Origin of the sequence: Microcoleus sp. T3_A4 (assembly GCF_036700465.1) — a bacterium.
Classification (GTDB): Bacteria; Cyanobacteriota; Cyanobacteriia; order Cyanobacteriales; family Microcoleaceae; genus Microcoleus.
Window position 1 is genome coordinate 27,920 of the sequence record NZ_JAUBOY010000045.1, and the last position, 15,472, is coordinate 43,391.

A 15,472-nucleotide genomic window follows, 5' to 3' on the forward strand; every position below is an offset into this window, starting at 1 on the left:
AACACTATGCAGGAAATTTGCAGCGGCATATTCAACAATCATGTACTCGTGGTTGCTTTGCTCGCTTGTCTGGCGGCTCAGATCATGAAGTTGCCGATCGAGTTGGTCAAAAATCGCAAGTTTAATCTTCAGTATTTGGTAACAACGGGGGGAATGCCCAGCGCTCACTCGTCTTTTGTGGGCGCTTTGGCTGCTGGAGTCGGACAAACGATGGGATGGGAAAGCCCGGATTTTGCGATCGCTGCGATCTTTGCAATTATTGTGATGTACGACGCAGCAGGCGTCCGCCAAGCAGCAGGCAAGCAAGCTCGCATCCTCAACCAAATTATTGACGAGTTTTTTGAGGAAGATCACAACCTTAATGAGGCTCGCCTGAAAGAGTTGCTGGGACACACTCCTTTTCAAGTGCTTGTAGGTTTGGGGCTGGGAATCACGATTGCTTGGATCGCAGGGCCTGCATATTAGTTAACTGTTAACTGTTAACTTTTAACTGTTAGTTGTTGACTGTTAACTGTTAACTAATCACTACTGACCGAATTCTGCTTGCAGAATATCGTCATTGTCATCGGCGATCGTGGCGACAATAGTAATAACCCGAGAAATTTCCCCGGCCGAGATTTCGGCGATCGTCCGAGTCGATATTACCGCAACTTGATTGTCAACAATGGCAAAATGAGATTCCAAAGTAGACAGCCAATTCATTTCTAGAAGTTTCCGCATTAATTGAGCTTCATTCTTCGCTGGCAACTGTAGTACAAAAGCCCAAACAGTCAAAGTATCCTCTTCGGTTTCGCCGGTGAGTTGCACGAACACTTCAACACTGCCGTACTTAAACTTCCAAAGATGTCCGCCAGCTTCATTTTGACCGACCATCACTTTTTGGTCTACAGCCATGCTGGCGATGACAGTTTCAATTTCTTCTGCATAGGTGACGGCTGTGGCTTTTTCGACCTGCTCGGAGGCGATCGCGCTTTCACTCGATAGGCTTTCTGCGGAAGCTGTTTGTATGTTCGGCTCGCTGGTAGTCATAATTATATTTAGATGGAAAACTATTCCAATAATCAGTTTACTTGCTATGTTCTTCAGATTGTAAATTTTAAATCTTAAAGCTCCGACCAGAGTAACTTGTTCCTAGGCTCTGCCTGGGAACCGATGTCCAGAGGCTCCGCCTTGCTTAACTACAAAAATTTGAGGCACAGCCTCGGGATCTGCGTTACCAGGCTCTGCCTGGTAACGAGTACATCTCTTAGTCTGCGGAGGCAGACTTCGTTTCTGTAGCCGCGGTTTCAACCGCCGGGTCATCTAGGCTTAGTCGCCGCCGGCTTCTTCTCAATGGTATTCAAGCCGTTGAGGAACATGGGTACCAATTTCTCCATAAATGCCTGCGGATCGCGGTTCCAGGCGCGCTGAGCTACATCAACTCTGGTCATTTGTAGATCCGGGGCCAGGAGGGTTGCGGGCAAGCGTTCCATCAGGTATTGCGGGCGTTCCCACATCGGCATGGTGTTGGCAATATCCACGAGGCGGGTGACGCGCCGGAGTTCTGCCCCCAGCATGATATCCATTCCCGATTCAAAAGCTGCTTGTTCGATCGCCATATACTTGCGCTTTGCCTGTTCCACCTTCTGGCGGTGTTCCGGGCTTTTGTCGGCGATTTGGGCGAGCCAGCGGTTGCCCCAGCGGACGTGACCAGCTTCTTCGGGAAAAATCTTTTCGATGGTTTCGCGGATTTTGACGTTTTCTGCGGTTTGGGGAGCCTGTTTGAGGGCGTGGATGTGGGCGGAGAAATACTCGCAGCCCCGCTTTTCGGTGACATTGATTGCGGCTAAGGCTGCAATTATACCGTCATCGAGGTTGCGGTATTGCTCTTTGTCCAGCAGGCGCTCAAATTCGTCAATGTAGGAGACTCCTGGTGGCGTTCCCACCTTGTGGCCGATGTCTACCAGCAAGTCGGTGAGCCACATGGCGTGTCGCGCTTCGTCGGAAATGTGCCGGGAGAGGTCGCGCACGAGTTCGGCCGGTTCCCCGTCTAGCCGTTCGATCACGTCGGTGAGGTCTTTGCAACTGCGCTGTTCGCTATAGCGGTAGCGGTTGAGGGTGATCAGGTGCAGTTCGCGATCGCGCACTACATTAGCTAAAATTTCGCGCGCTCCCATAGCGTTGCGAAGCTTGCGGGGATAGGCAACAGTCATGCTTTTATGTTGTTTTGTAAAGATACTTGTATAAGTGTAACGCACTTTTTTCCACAACCAATTACCTCCCAAGGCAGAAAGTTATTGTTTAGCACGGAGATTCAATTTTATAAAGACACTTTTTTACTAGCTCAACAAATAACAATAGTTTTGAGTTGCGAGTCATACCATTTTAGATTTTAGATTTTAGATTTTAGATTAAACATGACTGATGAGTATCAGGGTTGGGAGCTTTTATACAGTTAGATTATTTTTTAAAACTGCTATCACGCAAGGGTTGTGCGGATCACACAAAGCAACCTCATACACTCAAAACTTTTCAGTTTCCGTCGAGTCTGAAACCTCCACACTAGCAGACTCTTGTTGAAATTTTCGCGCCTCTTCTACTTCCAATCTAGCCAGAGTTGTCGCCACATCGGCTAGCTGTAAAGCCAGATTCATCCGACAAACCGGGTTTTTTTCCCTCCAGAGGTCTTTTGCCAAGAAATGTACTCGATAGCGAAACATTTTAATTGAATTTGGCGGAGTAACTTTCACAGTCATAGTCTTTCTTCGGTTGAAGTTTGAATGCGGAGCAGCACCCGTTCTAGCTCCAAGTAAACAAATGTCAGCATGATTACTTTATCTTCATCGGTGATTGTAACACTACAGGTTGCCGATCGAGGTTCAACGCCTTCGTGCCTGACAACTACAGTATATTTTCCCGGCTTCAGGTTATCAAAATTCACATCAGCTTCAAACAGGTCAACTGTCTCCTCGGCCAGCACTCGTCCTTCTTGAGTCAGTAAAGTGACAAACGCAATGCCGTCAACTGAAGTCATGGCGACGTTACTCTGATTGCGGATCATCACAAAAATATCGGACATCGTTTGGTCATTGTTAATTGCTAATTGCTAATTTAGAATGAGTGCAGAATCTCACAAAAGAAGGAGCATAAATACAGTGAATCCTTTCAAGTTTTTGCTAATTTTGACTGTTAGTGCAGCGGTTCTCGGTTGGGGAAAAAGTGGGACCGTAGCTGCTATCTCAAATATCTCTGAGATTGAGCCTCGTTTGCAGCTTCACGGCGTGCGGGTTGCTCAAAGGGACGATCGCAATTTAAGCAACTCGAAAGGTACATTAAAAGAAGGCAGTGCCCTCTCTATCGATCCTGATGAAGTTACGGGCATACCAAAAGCTGAGGCGCGACAGCGTTTCATTTTGAATAAGATATATCGGGTTCAGGAAGGCACTACCGCTGACGATTTGTTTATTGTTGATGAGAAAGCAAATAAATGGGCTGTAGAGGATGTCTCTGAGGCTACAATGGGCCCTACTACTAACAGCGTTGCCCAGATAGTGTCGGGTAACGGGAGAGTCTGGGCGTTGATCCAGAAGTTCTAAACTTCAAAAAAACGCCGCTTTTAAGGGCGGCGTTCTTATTAATTAAAAATCACAGGTTAAAAATGGTATAATTACCAGTTTTAACTTTTAATTTTTAATTTTTAATTTTCTAACAGTCGTAGTAGAGAGCAAACTCGTAGGGGTGAGGACGCAGCCGCATCGGGTTGACTTCATTGTCTAGTTTGTAGGAAATCCAAGTTTGGATGAAGTCTTCGGTAAATACGCCGGTTTCAGTTAAGAAACTGTGGTCTTTTTCTAAAGCTTCTAAAGCGCCTTCCAAGGAACCGGGAGTCGAAGGAATTTTGCTCAATTCTTCAGGGGAAAGGTCGTAGATATCCACGTCCAAAGGTTCGCCCGGATCGATTTGATTCTTGATGCCGTCAATGCCGGCGCACAGCATGGCTGCAAATGCTAAATAGGGGTTGGATGTAGCATCGGGACAGCGGAATTCTAACCGCTTGGCTTTGGGGTTGGTTCCCGACAACGGAATCCGCACTGATGCCGATCGATTTCCTTGAGAGTAAGCTAAGTTTACAGGCGCTTCAAAGCCTGGAACTAAACGCTTGTAGGAATTGGTGGTGGGATTGGTGAGTGCCAAAAGTGCCGGTGCGTGCTTGAGAATGCCACCAATGTAATGCAGTCCCATTTGACTGAAACCTGCGTATTGATCGCCTGCAAATAAAGGTTGGCCGTCTTTCCAAATCGACTGGTGAACGTGCATCCCGGAACCGTTATCGTTAAATAGCGGTTTGGGCATGAAGGTGATGGTTTTGCCGTATTTTTTGCCGACGTTTTTGATTACGTATTTGTAAGTCAGCAAGTAGTCGGCGGCTTTTACCAAAGTGTCAAAACGGAAGCCGAGTTCGCATTGACCGCCGGTGGCGACTTCGTGGTGGTGCTTTTCGATTGGTACGCCGCATTTTGCCATTGTCAGCAGCATTTCCGTTCTCATGTCTTGTGAGGTATCGGTTGGTGCTACTGGGAAATAACCTTCTTTGTAACGCGGTTTGTAGCCGAGGTTGCCGCCTGCTTCTTCTTTGCCGGAATTCCAGCGACCTTCGATCGAATCTACGTAATAGTAGCCGGAATTTTGGGTTTGGTCGAAGCGAACGTCGTCAAAAATAAAGAATTCTGCTTCCGGGCCAAAGAATGCTGTATCGCCAAGACCGGTGGAAAGCAAGTAGTCTATGGCTTTTTGGGCAATGGTGCGCGGACAGCGACTGTACGGTTGGCCGGTGCGAGGTTCTTTGATGCTGCAAATGAAGCTGATGGTAGGTTCTGCCATGAACGGGTCCATCCAAGCGGTGGTCGGATCGATGACCATCGTCATGTCTGATTCGTTGATGGCTTTCCAGCCCCTAATGCTGGAACCGTCGAAGGGTACGCCGTCTGTGAATGCAGTTTCGTCGATTTGGTCGTGGTACAGGGAAAGGTGTTGCCAGATCCCCGGCATATCGATGAATTTGAGGTCAACGATCTGGATCTTATTTTCTTTTATGTAGTTTAAGGCTTCTTGGGGTGTCTGGAACATGACTTACTCCTGATATTGGTTGTTTCTTGGCGATCGGCCGATTTCAGACTGTTTGGGCGATCGTAGGCCTTCAGTATCCACTATTTTGTATCTAGGGCTACAAAATTCTGAAATAGGGGCCCAGTGCGGCCGGGCAGTTTGAAATTCTTGCCCTGTGGATTTTTCGACTGAAGATACAAGGCAAACGGCTGAATTTTACGACAGTTTGCCACGGATAGACTACCCTTCGTGAAAATCCTATCTCAAATCTTAATCAAACGCCGATTTGTAGTAGTCTACAATAGGCGGTCTGTCTCAGATAGCAAAGTATTGATAAAGATTTTTGGGAGAGAAACTTATGCGCGATGCAGTGACGAGCCTGATTGAAAATTATGATGTTGCTGGTAGGTATTTAGACCGAGATGGTATCGATCGGTTGAAATCTTATTTTGCAACGGGCACGGCACGGGTACAGGCGGCGGCTGCGATTAACAGCAATGCTGCGGCAATTGTTAAGCAAGCTGGTATCCAGCTATTTGCTGAACAGCCAGAACTGATCCGTCCCGGTGGAAATGCCTACACGACTCGTCGCTACGCGGCTTGTCTGCGGGATATGGACTACTACTTGCGCTATGCTACTTACGCCCTGGTGGCTGGAAGTACCGACGTGCTCGACGAGCGCGTGCTGCAAGGTTTGCGAGAAACTTACAATTCTCTCAGCGTTCCCATTGGCCCGACGGTGATGGGGATTAGCATTATGAAGGAGATGGTTAAGGCTCAGGTGGAAGCTGCTGGCTTGTCTGTGGGGCCTTTTTTGGATCAGCCTTTTGATTACATGATTCGCGAATTGAGCGAACAAGATATTTAAGTCAATTTGCTAATTCTTTTAGCAGCAAATTGCACTTGTGGCTGGCAGTTAGCAGCAGTTGGATCGATCGCTTTTTTTGGCCTCACCGCCTCCAAGCGATCTTTTTTTATGGGTTATACAATTTTAGATTAAAGATTTCAGATTAAAAATAATAGATTAAAAATTTAAATAATTGGGAATGACTGATGAATTAAGGGTTTGGAGCTGCCCTACAATTGCATTCTTGTTTGAAACTGGTGCTAAAAATCGTCAACACATCCCCAGACGAGGCATTTGTCCAGGGGATTTTTAGTTTGACCCAGATCCACTTGTGCGACGGTTGTTGCTTCTACTTCGCCATTGGGGTAAAGAATGTGGATGATGTCACCGCTGACGAATGCGAGGGGATTTTCTTGACAATTGCCGGGATTTCTGATAGGAAAGTTCATTGTTTTCATGGTCGCTCGCCCTGATGGTATTTGTAGCGCTTTTAGCTGCATATAAATCATCCGCTAGTAACAAAAATTATTGTGTGATTCTATGAATGTTTATCTGTGATAAAACTACACACTCAGAGCGATCTCAGTCACATCATGTAAGCTGGGGGCGATCGCCCCGCGACAATCGCCAAACCAAAATAATCGCCAAAAATTAGCAGTGGGGCTTGTGCGTAAGTGCTAATCTGGTACTGTTCTTAACCCTATCCGTACAGATTAAAAACCTTGGCTAAACAGCGACTAGACACTTTATTGGTCAGCCTAGATTTGTGCAGTTCCAGACAGCAAGCTCAGGCATTGATTCGGACTGGAAAAGTCTCTATCAACCAGCAGGTAGTTGACAAACCGGGCACTGAGGTTGACATTGCAGCAAAAATTCAGATAAAAGAGCGATCGCGCTATGTTTCCAGAGGCGGTGACAAATTAGCCAAAGCTTTAGAAGTTTTTGCGATTCCCGTTGCAGGCAGAATTTGTCTCGACGGCGGCATCTCCACAGGCGGTTTTACCGACTGTTTGCTGCAAGCCGGCGCGGCCTTAGTCTACGGCGTAGATGTTGGCTACGGTCAAGCAGATTGGGGCTTGAGGAATGATCCGAGGGTAATTTTGAAAGAACGCACCAATTTGCGGTACATGACTGCTGCTGAGCTTTACGGCGACTCTGAGCGAGCAGATTTGGCGGTAGTAGATGTGTCGTTTATTTCCCTGGATAAGATTTTACCGGCGCTGTGGGAATTGTTGGCACCACCGCGAGAAGCCGTGTTGCTGGTAAAGCCGCAGTTTGAGGTAGGGCGGGAGAGAGTCGGGAAAAAAGGCGTAGTGCGAGACTCAGCAACTCAAGCTGATGCGATTTTTCAAGTGTGGAAGGCAGCCACAGCTTTAGGATGGCAGCAACGCGGCTTAACGTGGTCGCCTTTACTTGGCCCGGCCGGTAATATCGAGTATCTTTTATGGTTGGGGATCGATCGCGAACAAGAAACAGACCAGAGGGCGATCGAAGAGGATGTTGTGAAAGAACGGATCGCACAAGTCACCAAAGCGGCCGCGCGGGAACTTGTCGATCGATTGTAGATTGTAGATTTTAGCTTGATTTCAAGATGTCAAACTAATCAATTTAAAAAATCAAATTTGGAACTCCAGATTGCTCTAAATTTTCAAAAATTTTGTCAATCAGACTCCTAAACTTTCACAAGAGTGAATAATTCCATGCAATCATTCAAACAAGCCGGTTCCATTTTCCTGTACGTTCTAGGTGCCATCGGGTATGTGGCGATTGTAGCTACTATTATAGGCGTTTCAATGCTGATCAAGTGGGCAGCTCTGCTACTAGCTGACAAATTATTATATACAATTCTGATTATCGGTGATTTGTTGAGGGGCATCGAAATTATTGAACTGTTAAATATATTGATATTTGCATTTATCGGTATGGGAGTGGGTGTGGCGACAAGGCTTCTACACCCTCAATACGGTCGCAAAATTAGTGCTGCTTTGTTGATAGTTATAGTTCCCTTAGTTTTCATGATTACGCCAGCCATTCGATATAATTCTTGGCTCGAAAAAGTGGAAGAATCGGATAAATTATCGCCTCCGCAAACTGCAACCTTAACTAACTCATTTTTGAATAGAAAAGTAGGATTGCCTGGTTTTATCGGTTATTACGTATATACTGGTCAGTTTCCCGTTATTCCGACGAAACAATCGGAGATGAAAGACCTTGACAGCTTTGAAAAAAAAGTTAATTCCAGATTTGTACAGTTCACAGGTATTGCTCCGACTATTGTTTCTTGGTCAATGCGGGTTTGTTTTTGGCTGATTAGAATATTTTACTTTTCTATAGCGGTAATTGCGACTATCGCGCATTTCAGGGAAGGTGTGAGAATCGCGAGACGGTAAGACGATTTTCGATTTTCGATTAAAGAATTGGGAATCACTGATGAAGGTCGTGGTTTGGAGCTTACCTACAGTTGCATTGTTTTTTGACAAAAGTATTAGTAGCGATCGCTTGCCACTCAATTTAGCCGTTAAGCCGCTAATTAGTTAAAAATTATTAGGTTTTTTACAAAGGGTTAATAAGGAATGCATGAGCAACTTTTCCAGACATTCAATCAGATCATACCTCTATCTCCACAGCAACGGGAAGAACTTCGTAGAGTTACATACCTCCTCGATTTGCCTCAAGGCTCTTTATTGCTAGAACGGGGTCAGATTTGCAACCATCTTCATTTCATTTTGGAAGGAGTAGTTAGAGCAGTCCACTATGATAATTGGAAAGAAGTTATACCTTGGTTTGGGTTTGAGGGCGATATTGTAAATTCACACCTCAGTTTTACCTATCGCCAACCCAGTCTAGAAAGTATTATTCTGAGCTCAGATTGTAAATTCCTCTCGATAACCTACGAGAGTCTCCAATATCTCTACAGTAAAGATCCGATCTGGCAAAATCTGAGCCGCGTCTTTATTGAACGCTACTATATTGATGTTCAAGACCGGTTGATATCTTTCCTTTCTTTGACAGCATATGAGCGCTACGAGCAATTACTACAGAAATATCCAGACATTGAAGACAGGGTTAATCTTGGTCATATTGCTTCTTACTTAGGAATCCGACAAGAAACTCTCAGCAATCTCCGTAAGAGGCGCAGAAGGCATCAACGCAACCATGGCAAGCCTAATTGAATGGAATAGCTTGAAATTTGATCTAGATCAAATTTGATCTAGATCAAAAAAAACTACTATTCATCATTCCTTTTGGCATTCTAATATTATTCTTGGATTGCCAATAGAGAACACGTCATGGGTAAGGAGATAGTAATGAGATTTTTTCTGACTCGGCTCTGTCCGGCAGTAATTGTATTCTTCATTATTTTCTCTGTGACTGCTCAAGCAGTAAATGTGAATCAGGAAAGAAAATACGATCGAGCTGTTAATTCATTTTCGCTTTCAGCTTTTGCTAGAGCTTTACGCTCTTTTTAAAGTTTGCAAAAGAGCGACAATATTATGAGACCCAGCCCGCCTTTATTCCTCATTGTTATACTTAAATTTAATCATATATTAACCAATCAGAATAAGTTATTAATTTTGACAGTGGCTTCGATCAGTATAGTATGTGTTTCTTTATTTTCTGTTTGGCAACTCTATTTTTCTCCCAAGCTATCTTTGTTTGACCCTAACAAGCGAGCAGCCAACTTTCGCAACATGGGAAAAATTTTTCCAAGCAAACAAATTTACTCTTCTAATAACCCATATCATTTCAAAGAAAATCTGCATCTTTTAGATGTTTCTTATAAGTTTGAAGGCCAATATTATCAAATGTCTGAACTGCTGAAAAAGACAGAGACCACTGGTATTTTAGTGGTAAAGGACGGCACCATTGTTTATGAAAAGTATTTTCAAGGGAATAGTGCTTTATATAAGAATACTTCTTGGTCGATGGCAAAATCATTTACATCAGCATTAGTGGGAATTGCGATCGCGGATGGATACATCGATAGTATCAATGACTCAATCACAAAATATATTCCAGAACTAGCAGAATCAGGCTATCGCAACGTTCCTATTAAACATATTCTTCAAATGTCTTCTGGAGTGAAATTTAGCGAAAACTATGACGATGAATCCTCTGATATAAACAATTTACTTCCCCAGCTTTTTCTCTATATGCAGCCAATTAAAAAAGTTGTTCTCAACTTTCCATCAGATTATCCATCGGGAAAGAGATTTAACTACATCAGTTTAGACACACAGGTATTGGGTTTGCTTCTTGAGCGAGTAACTGGACAGAGTATTTCGTCATATTTTCAAACCAAACTATGGCAACCGCTAGGTGCTGAATCAGATGCTTTATGGTTGACAGATAATCACCATACAGAACTGACATTTTGCTGCTTGAATGCGACCTTGCGCGATTACGCCAAGTTTGGGCTACTCTACCTCCACGAGGGCTACTTTAACGGAAAACAAATCATCCCCCAAGCCTGGGTTAAAAAGTCTGTTGCCCCAGATAGTCCCTATCTGCAAGTTGGATCTACAGCGGAGGAATATGGTAAATGGGGATATCAATACCAATGGTGGATTCCTACAGATTCTAATGGAGACTACAGTGCTGTAGGTGTTTGGGGGCAGTATATCTATATTAATCCGAAGGAAAATCTGGTGATTGTAAAAACAAGTTCTGACTTAACAAAACCTAAAGATGATGATGAGGTGATAGCACTTTTTCGGGCTATTGCAAAGGAGTTAAAATAGTCTGGATCATTTCACTTACCACTGAAATCGGAGGTAAATGAGCAGTCGTACAGAAACTTACGGGCATAGAACCCAGATCAGAATGAAAACGGAAATAGTGGCTAAAAGGCTTGATTTTCCTTGCCTCTAGATGCCCTTGGTGCATTTGTAATCACAAAACCCTTTGGATTCAAGACTGGCATTGAATTCCAGAAGACGGTTGAATAGGGAGGCAAGTCTTTGGGAAAATCACAACAATTACAGCCGTTTTTGAGCTGATAAAAGCTCCCATCCAAGATTGGCTTTTTACTCCAACGAGGAGGTGTAGTTTTATTCTTTTGTGAGAGTAAGAGTTCGATAAGTTCCCCCTATGAGTCGGTTAAGCTGCTGGAGTGTGACTTTTATTTCTGTGATTCTAGACTCCAGTGATCTTAGCTTGTTACGAAATATCCCAAATGGGTTCTATAAGATTACAAGCAGTAGGGTGCGTCAGATCCTAGATCTTCGATTATTAAGAAATAACCCTCTGCTGACGTACCCTACTCAACTACTAGGGCAATTTTTAATTGCCAATTTTAAACTCTTGCTGCAAGCGATCGATAATTGTATTACGCTCGATGGTGGCGAGAATTTCTTGAATTACCGTATCTTGTCCCAGGGGGCCCCAGGTGCAGCCTTTTTCTAAATAAACTTGGGCGGCACGACCGACAGCGTAGGTTCCGTAAGCTGCTAAACTAGCTTGAGTGACAGCGACTCCGGCAAAAGTAGAAAAGCCGATGTGCGGGGCCGCTGCGGCTGCACTTTTGCCAAATCCCAACAGAAAACTGCTACCCAATTCTCCCAAAAGTACGCCGCCAGCGCTGGAGAAAATAGTCTGCCAAAGTTTCCCGGCTTCGTAACCAGTCATGGGTAAGCCGTAAAGTCTGGATAAAGAGCGAATTAAGGCTAAATCTGCGACACTTGCTCCCATTACATCCAAGAATGCCACTGGATTTAAACCGACAGCCAAAGCTTTATATTTGGCAAATTGCCAGATTAAATCTTCGGCTTCTGTTTGTCGCAATTTGAGAACGTGACGGGCAATATTGGCTTCGGCATCTCTAGCTTCAACTAACGCATTTAGAGCGAGGAGCGATCGACCTTCTCTGTTAAGAATTGTGAGAATTTTATGTTTTAGTTCGTCTATCTGCGCGGGCGGCGACTCCCATTCGTTAGTTACTCTTCCGTCAGACCATTCCACCCGCACTTGCACCGGTGCTGGTTCGGCAGCTACCATGACTATTTCTAATGATTTGGCAGTTTTAGGCGGTGATTTTGCAGTAGATTTATCAGATGGGTTGTTTGGGCGATCGGACAAATTTTCGCTATCTGTTTCCTCTGTTACCGCAGCGGCTGCTAACTGTTCAGAATTTCCCAGCGCTTGCAAACTTTGGTAAATAGCTTTTCTGTCTAATTCTGGATACAGGTCAATTTTATTAAAAACTAAAATCACCGGTTTTTGAGCTGTTTGCAATTCGCACAGTGCTTGATATTCAGTTCGGGTGATATCACCTGCAACGACAAACAGAATTAAGTCAGCTTGGCGAGTTACTTGTTTCGCCATTTCGCCCCGCACTTCGCCGCCAACTTCATCAAGTCCGGGAGTATCGATTAATTCAACTTGCACCCCTCCTTTCCCCCCTTTGGCAAGGGGGGGTTGGGGGGATTCGTCGCTGTCAAGGAAGGATAAAGGCACACTCCAGCGCACCGAACGCGGCCACTGAGTCACGCCGTTGAGAGGGCCTGTTTGCAGAATTTTGTGACCTAAAAGCGCGTTTAATACGGCTGACTTGCCACGGCTGACTAAGCCGAAAGTAGCAATGCGGATTATGTTGTGGTCTAGTTTTTCTGAGGTGGAAGTTAAAATATCTAACTGATATTGCAGCGCCGCTTCTAGTTCTGTATTATTCGAGTTTTTTTTGCCTTGGCGCAGGTGGGAATAGCGCGCCAGGGCTTCGCGCAAACTGGCACGGGCAAGAGATAAGCGATTTTCTTGAAGGGAATTGTCAGCCATTGGCGATCGGCTTTTTTAAGCAGGTATAATTGATCGTCGAATTATAAATCCTATTTCTTATTTTAATACAATTTTTCATAAATTTATAATTTTTTAGTTTTGAGTTTTCCAAAAAATATTGAACGGGCAAGATGCCCGTTCCACAATAACAAAAAATTTTTTGTGACACAGGCATCTTGCCTGTTCTTCCACAATAACAAAAATTTTTTGTGGCACAGGCATCTTGCCTGTTCTTCCACAATAACGGGCAAGATGCCCGTTCCACAATAACAAAAAATTTTTTGTGGCACAGGCATCTTGCCTGTTCTTCCACAACAAAAAAATTTTGTGGCACAGGCATCTTGCCTGTTCTTCCACAACAAAAAAACTGTCTTGTGCAACAGGCATCTTGCCTGTTCTTCCACAACAAAAAAACTGTCTTGTGGAACAGGCATCTTGCCTGTTCCTTTATTTTACTTAATTGACCGCCGACTTAACGGTTTCGGGCCCAGATACCTGAGATGAAAGGCGACTCGCCACTTGGTTGACGAAAGATTGCAAGAAGGAAACTTGCTGATTTTGCGTAAATACTGCTTGCAAAGTTTTAGTCAACTGGTCGATATTTAAAAGGCCTATTGCAGCATTTTCCCCTTCTCGACTTTGGAAATATTCAATTAAACTTAGTCCAGCTATTCTGGTAAAATATGCTGCACTAATTCCCTGCACTGCGCCTCCGGCTACGTAGGTGACAGCATTGCTTTTCAGCAGCCCAGTAATAGTTTGGGTAGACATTTCTACCAACCCCAATTTAAACATTTGACTTGCCAAAGTTGCCGCTACTGTCTTAGCTTGGTCTAAGGAAAACTTTTGCTGGTAGATGGCGCCGAGGTCGATTACAAGTTGGGTGCTGATGGCGGTTGTTGCTAGCAAGTCTAACGCTGGAACCGGGTTAGTAAAGACGGCGGCGGCGGCGATGTACTGATATTGTTCGATAATGGGAATTGCCCGATCGCGCCTGACTGCATTTAATAAGGTTTTCGCCTCTAGCTTGATACTTGCAGCCTCGCGCACTGCACTCGCCCAGACCAACTGTTGCCGTTCTTCAGTTAAGATTTTAGTCAATCTTTCCGTCAGCCCGTCGAGTTGAGAGACTTGATTTTCGATGCGTTCTTTAAATGTGCCGTCCGCTTGGTGCTGGCGCACTTTAATAGAATTGGGAGAAGCTGCGATCGCAATTATCTCTTCTGTTCCCAATATTCCTTGCATTTTCTGCTGCAAAGAGTGCAAAACCTGCGACTGCTGTTCTGGCAAATATTGGTCTTGTTTGTTCCAGACTAGCAGCACGCGCTGACCTGCAGAAGCTAGCTGAGATAATGTTTTAAATTCGGAATCTGTGATGTCGCCCGCTGTCACAAACAGCACTAAATCACCGTTGATTTTGGCATCGGCATTTGTATTAGCAAACAGCGCTGCTGTTTCTTGTAAACTAAGCTTTTGCGAGTGTTGAGAGACCCAATTAGAATTTAAAACTTGAATTAAGGCAGTTTTGCCGACAGCTTTGCCGCCTGTTACGGTAATCCGTAAATCTTGTCTATCTAATTCGGCTCTGAGCCGATCGAGCTGTGCTGTTAGATTAGCAGGATCAGCAGAGTTTGGAGCTTCTGAAGCCAGCAATTTAATTGCCGCTTCGGAAGTCGCGATCGCTTTTTCGGCTGCTTCCCTGTTGGCCAAGGGTTGGGGGAGTGCGAGTTCCAGTTTGGGGGATTGTTGCTTCCACCACCAATACCCCGCACCGGCAGCCGCCAAGCCGATGAGTGCCGTTTCGCCCATTTCTGAACCCGAATGCTGTAGAGTTTCCAGCAGCCACAGCGCTGCTGAAAGTCCTATTCCGCCTATCAAAATCGGTCGCCGCAAGTTAAGTGTCATTTTTCCCTTCCTGTGGGTATTGTCGCCAAGCTTAACCTTACCGGGCTTGGCCTCCCTCCCTCTATTCCATCGTACCTCTGTGGCATCCAAACTGGCAGGCGGGCGAGCCGACTTTTTGCGATCGGGATTTGCGGCCCCGGCAACAATCAACTTTTTGCACTTCTACAAACGGGGAATAGGGGACTGAAGTCCTCACTACAAACCAATAGATTTTTACAGGATTTTGCAAATATAATAGTTGATTTTTTCTCTAGGTTGGTAATGCTTGAGATTGTGATTCAAAAATATCAATTATTTGTTTGGGAATTGCTCGCGGGCGCATGGTGGTAACTTCAACCAACACCCAAAGCGCCTCTGCTTTTAACAAGATTTCGTCACTTCCAGCTAAGCGAATTTCGTAGCGGCGAACAGCCCGCGGGCCGCGCATTTGTTCGATCCAAGTGGATATCTCCAATCGATCGCCCGCAGCGGCCGATCGCAAATAGTCAATCTCTATCCGCCGCATTACAAAGACGCCGCCCAGTTCCCGGTAGCGATCGAGGGTAAATCCCAAGTGTTCTAAATGTTCGATTGCAGCGTGTTCTAAATAATGCTGGTAGACAGCATTATTGACATGACCGAGGGCGTCCATTTCGTAATGGCGTACTCTAATTTGTGTAGTAAATGGTGTCAATTTCTCACCTTTCCACTTGTTGCGGTATTTTGTAGTTCCGAGTGCGATCGCACTCTGGGTCGATACTAGCTCGGAACTGATTGCAAGTTACACTAAATAGTTGAAACGTCACTGCTTCCAAGTTAATCTTAGTCCTGGAAGCACGGACGGTCATCAGCTTGGTTTTTTTACGACAATACACTGGCTTA

The 15,472-nt window shown here is 44.9% G+C and carries 19 protein-coding genes; 8 read left to right on the forward strand and 11 right to left on the reverse strand.

The genetic code is table 11. The annotated features are described in order from the left end of the window. Window positions 1-6 precede the first annotated feature (6 nt). Window positions 7-465: a divergent PAP2 family protein gene (locus QUA07_RS22885; protein WP_190658220.1), complete on the forward strand. Its 459-nt coding sequence runs from the start codon at window positions 7-9 to the stop codon at window positions 463-465. Window positions 466-525: 60 nt separating this feature from the next. Here the strand turns inward: QUA07_RS22885 and QUA07_RS22890 are convergent, their stop codons facing one another. From QUA07_RS22890 to QUA07_RS22905, 4 genes are all read right to left on the reverse strand, one after another. Next, the gene (locus tag QUA07_RS22890) at window positions 526-1,029 is read right to left on the reverse strand and encodes a YbjN domain-containing protein (protein ID WP_333211678.1); all 504 of its coding nucleotides are present in this window, start codon (window positions 1,027-1,029) and stop codon (window positions 526-528) included. Between the two features lie 269 nt (window positions 1,030-1,298). Next, window positions 1,299-2,192, reverse strand: a complete 894-nt coding sequence (locus QUA07_RS22895; RefSeq protein WP_333329610.1) for a ferritin-like domain-containing protein — start codon at window positions 2,190-2,192, stop codon at window positions 1,299-1,301. Window positions 2,193-2,501: 309 nt separating this feature from the next. Beyond that, the gene (locus QUA07_RS22900) at window positions 2,502-2,735 is read right to left on the reverse strand and encodes a hypothetical protein (protein WP_333329613.1); all 234 of its coding nucleotides are present in this window, start codon (window positions 2,733-2,735) and stop codon (window positions 2,502-2,504) included. Beyond that, window positions 2,732-3,058, reverse strand: a complete 327-nt coding sequence (locus tag QUA07_RS22905) for a hypothetical protein (protein WP_333084935.1) — start codon at window positions 3,056-3,058, stop codon at window positions 2,732-2,734. Before QUA07_RS22905 ends, QUA07_RS22900 begins: the two co-directional genes overlap by 4 nt. A 37-nt stretch (window positions 3,059-3,095) precedes the next feature. Here QUA07_RS22905 and QUA07_RS22910 point away from each other — a divergent pair, with 37 nt between their 5' ends. Next, entirely contained in the window at window positions 3,096-3,575 is a 480-nt protein-coding gene (locus tag QUA07_RS22910; RefSeq protein WP_333329615.1) for a hypothetical protein, read from the forward strand. 109 nt (window positions 3,576-3,684) lie between these two features. Here the strand turns inward: QUA07_RS22910 and glnA are convergent, their stop codons facing one another. Continuing rightward, the gene (gene glnA / locus QUA07_RS22915) at window positions 3,685-5,106 is read right to left on the reverse strand and encodes a type I glutamate--ammonia ligase (protein WP_333329618.1); all 1,422 of its coding nucleotides are present in this window, start codon (window positions 5,104-5,106) and stop codon (window positions 3,685-3,687) included. A gap of 337 nt (window positions 5,107-5,443) precedes the next feature. Between glnA and apcB the strand changes: the two genes are divergently transcribed. After that, window positions 5,444-5,953, forward strand: coding sequence for an allophycocyanin subunit beta (apcB, locus tag QUA07_RS22920; RefSeq protein ID WP_293258696.1), 510 nt, complete (start codon window positions 5,444-5,446; stop codon window positions 5,951-5,953). A 239-nt stretch (window positions 5,954-6,192) separates the two neighbouring features. Here apcB and QUA07_RS22925 read toward each other — a convergent pair whose 3' ends face one another. Further along, on the reverse strand, window positions 6,193-6,390 hold the full coding sequence (locus tag QUA07_RS22925) for a hypothetical protein (protein ID WP_333329621.1): 198 nt from the start codon (window positions 6,388-6,390) through the stop codon (window positions 6,193-6,195). 264 nt (window positions 6,391-6,654) lie between these two features. On the opposite strand from QUA07_RS22925, the gene QUA07_RS22930 reads away from it, so the two are divergent. The 5 genes from QUA07_RS22930 to QUA07_RS22950 all read left to right on the forward strand — a co-directional run bounded on the left by QUA07_RS22930 (window position 6,655) and on the right by QUA07_RS22950 (window position 10,674). Then, window positions 6,655-7,497, forward strand: coding sequence for a TlyA family RNA methyltransferase (locus QUA07_RS22930; RefSeq protein ID WP_333329624.1), 843 nt, complete (start codon window positions 6,655-6,657; stop codon window positions 7,495-7,497). Window positions 7,498-7,632: 135 nt separating this feature from the next. Next, window positions 7,633-8,322, forward strand: coding sequence for a hypothetical protein (locus QUA07_RS22935; protein ID WP_333329627.1), 690 nt, complete (start codon window positions 7,633-7,635; stop codon window positions 8,320-8,322). A gap of 183 nt (window positions 8,323-8,505) precedes the next feature. After that, window positions 8,506-9,105, forward strand: coding sequence for a Crp/Fnr family transcriptional regulator (locus QUA07_RS22940; protein ID WP_333329630.1), 600 nt, complete (start codon window positions 8,506-8,508; stop codon window positions 9,103-9,105). A gap of 135 nt (window positions 9,106-9,240) precedes the next feature. Next, window positions 9,241-9,402, forward strand: coding sequence for a hypothetical protein (locus QUA07_RS22945; RefSeq protein ID WP_333329633.1), 162 nt, complete (start codon window positions 9,241-9,243; stop codon window positions 9,400-9,402). A 111-nt stretch (window positions 9,403-9,513) separates the two neighbouring features. Further along, a complete protein-coding gene (locus QUA07_RS22950; protein ID WP_333329636.1) occupies window positions 9,514-10,674 on the forward strand; it encodes a serine hydrolase in 1,161 nt (386 codons plus the stop codon). Window positions 10,675-11,215: 541 nt separating this feature from the next. Here the strand turns inward: QUA07_RS22950 and QUA07_RS22955 are convergent. From QUA07_RS22955 to QUA07_RS22975, 5 genes are all read right to left on the reverse strand, one after another. Further along, window positions 11,216-12,706 carry a DUF697 domain-containing protein gene (locus tag QUA07_RS22955; protein WP_333329639.1) on the reverse strand — a complete coding sequence of 497 codons (1,491 nt, stop codon included), beginning with the start codon at window positions 12,704-12,706 and terminating at the stop codon, window positions 11,216-11,218. Window positions 12,707-12,789: 83 nt separating this feature from the next. Continuing rightward, window positions 12,790-13,140, reverse strand: a complete 351-nt coding sequence (locus tag QUA07_RS22960; RefSeq protein WP_333329641.1) for a hypothetical protein — start codon at window positions 13,138-13,140, stop codon at window positions 12,790-12,792. Window positions 13,141-13,162: 22 nt separating this feature from the next. Then, complete coding sequence (locus QUA07_RS22965) at window positions 13,163-14,611, reverse strand: slr1306 family protein (RefSeq protein ID WP_333329644.1); 1,449 nt, start codon at window positions 14,609-14,611, stop codon at window positions 13,163-13,165. 250 nt (window positions 14,612-14,861) lie between these two features. Next, window positions 14,862-15,284 carry a thioesterase family protein gene (locus QUA07_RS22970; protein WP_333329646.1) on the reverse strand — a complete coding sequence of 141 codons (423 nt, stop codon included), beginning with the start codon at window positions 15,282-15,284 and terminating at the stop codon, window positions 14,862-14,864. A gap of 4 nt (window positions 15,285-15,288) precedes the next feature. Next, the gene (locus tag QUA07_RS22975) at window positions 15,289-15,465 is read right to left on the reverse strand and encodes a hypothetical protein (protein WP_333329649.1); all 177 of its coding nucleotides are present in this window, start codon (window positions 15,463-15,465) and stop codon (window positions 15,289-15,291) included. Between the last annotated feature and the right edge of the window lie 7 nt (window positions 15,466-15,472).

Bases quoted from the DNA above. Each gene is read 5' to 3' on its own strand.
- QUA07_RS22905 (WP_333084935.1), bottom strand. From the start codon at position 3,058: ATGTCCGATATTTTTGTGATGATCCGCAATCAGAGTAACGTCGCCATG.
- QUA07_RS22900 (WP_333329613.1), bottom strand. From the start codon at position 2,735: ATGACTGTGAAAGTTACTCCGCCAAATTCAATTAAAATGTTTCGCTAT.
- QUA07_RS22965 (WP_333329644.1), bottom strand. From the start codon at position 14,611: ATGACACTTAACTTGCGGCGACCGATTTTGATAGGCGGAATAGGACTT.
- QUA07_RS22945 (WP_333329633.1), top strand. From the start codon at position 9,241: ATGAGATTTTTTCTGACTCGGCTCTGTCCGGCAGTAATTGTATTCTTC.
- QUA07_RS22935 (WP_333329627.1), top strand. From the start codon at position 7,633: ATGCAATCATTCAAACAAGCCGGTTCCATTTTCCTGTACGTTCTAGGT.
- QUA07_RS22940 (WP_333329630.1), top strand. From the start codon at position 8,506: ATGCATGAGCAACTTTTCCAGACATTCAATCAGATCATACCTCTATCT.
- QUA07_RS22885 (WP_190658220.1), top strand. From the start codon at position 7: ATGCAGGAAATTTGCAGCGGCATATTCAACAATCATGTACTCGTGGTT.
- QUA07_RS22955 (WP_333329639.1), bottom strand. From the start codon at position 12,706: ATGGCTGACAATTCCCTTCAAGAAAATCGCTTATCTCTTGCCCGTGCC.
- QUA07_RS22960 (WP_333329641.1), bottom strand. From the start codon at position 13,140: ATGCCTGTTCCACAAGACAGTTTTTTTGTTGTGGAAGAACAGGCAAGA.
- QUA07_RS22895 (WP_333329610.1), bottom strand. From the start codon at position 2,192: ATGACTGTTGCCTATCCCCGCAAGCTTCGCAACGCTATGGGAGCGCGC.
- QUA07_RS22925 (WP_333329621.1), bottom strand. From the start codon at position 6,390: ATGAAAACAATGAACTTTCCTATCAGAAATCCCGGCAATTGTCAAGAA.
- QUA07_RS22890 (WP_333211678.1), bottom strand. From the start codon at position 1,029: ATGACTACCAGCGAGCCGAACATACAAACAGCTTCCGCAGAAAGCCTA.
- glnA (WP_333329618.1), bottom strand. From the start codon at position 5,106: ATGTTCCAGACACCCCAAGAAGCCTTAAACTACATAAAAGAAAATAAG.
- QUA07_RS22910 (WP_333329615.1), top strand. From the start codon at position 3,096: ATGAGTGCAGAATCTCACAAAAGAAGGAGCATAAATACAGTGAATCCT.
- apcB (WP_293258696.1), top strand. From the start codon at position 5,444: ATGCGCGATGCAGTGACGAGCCTGATTGAAAATTATGATGTTGCTGGT.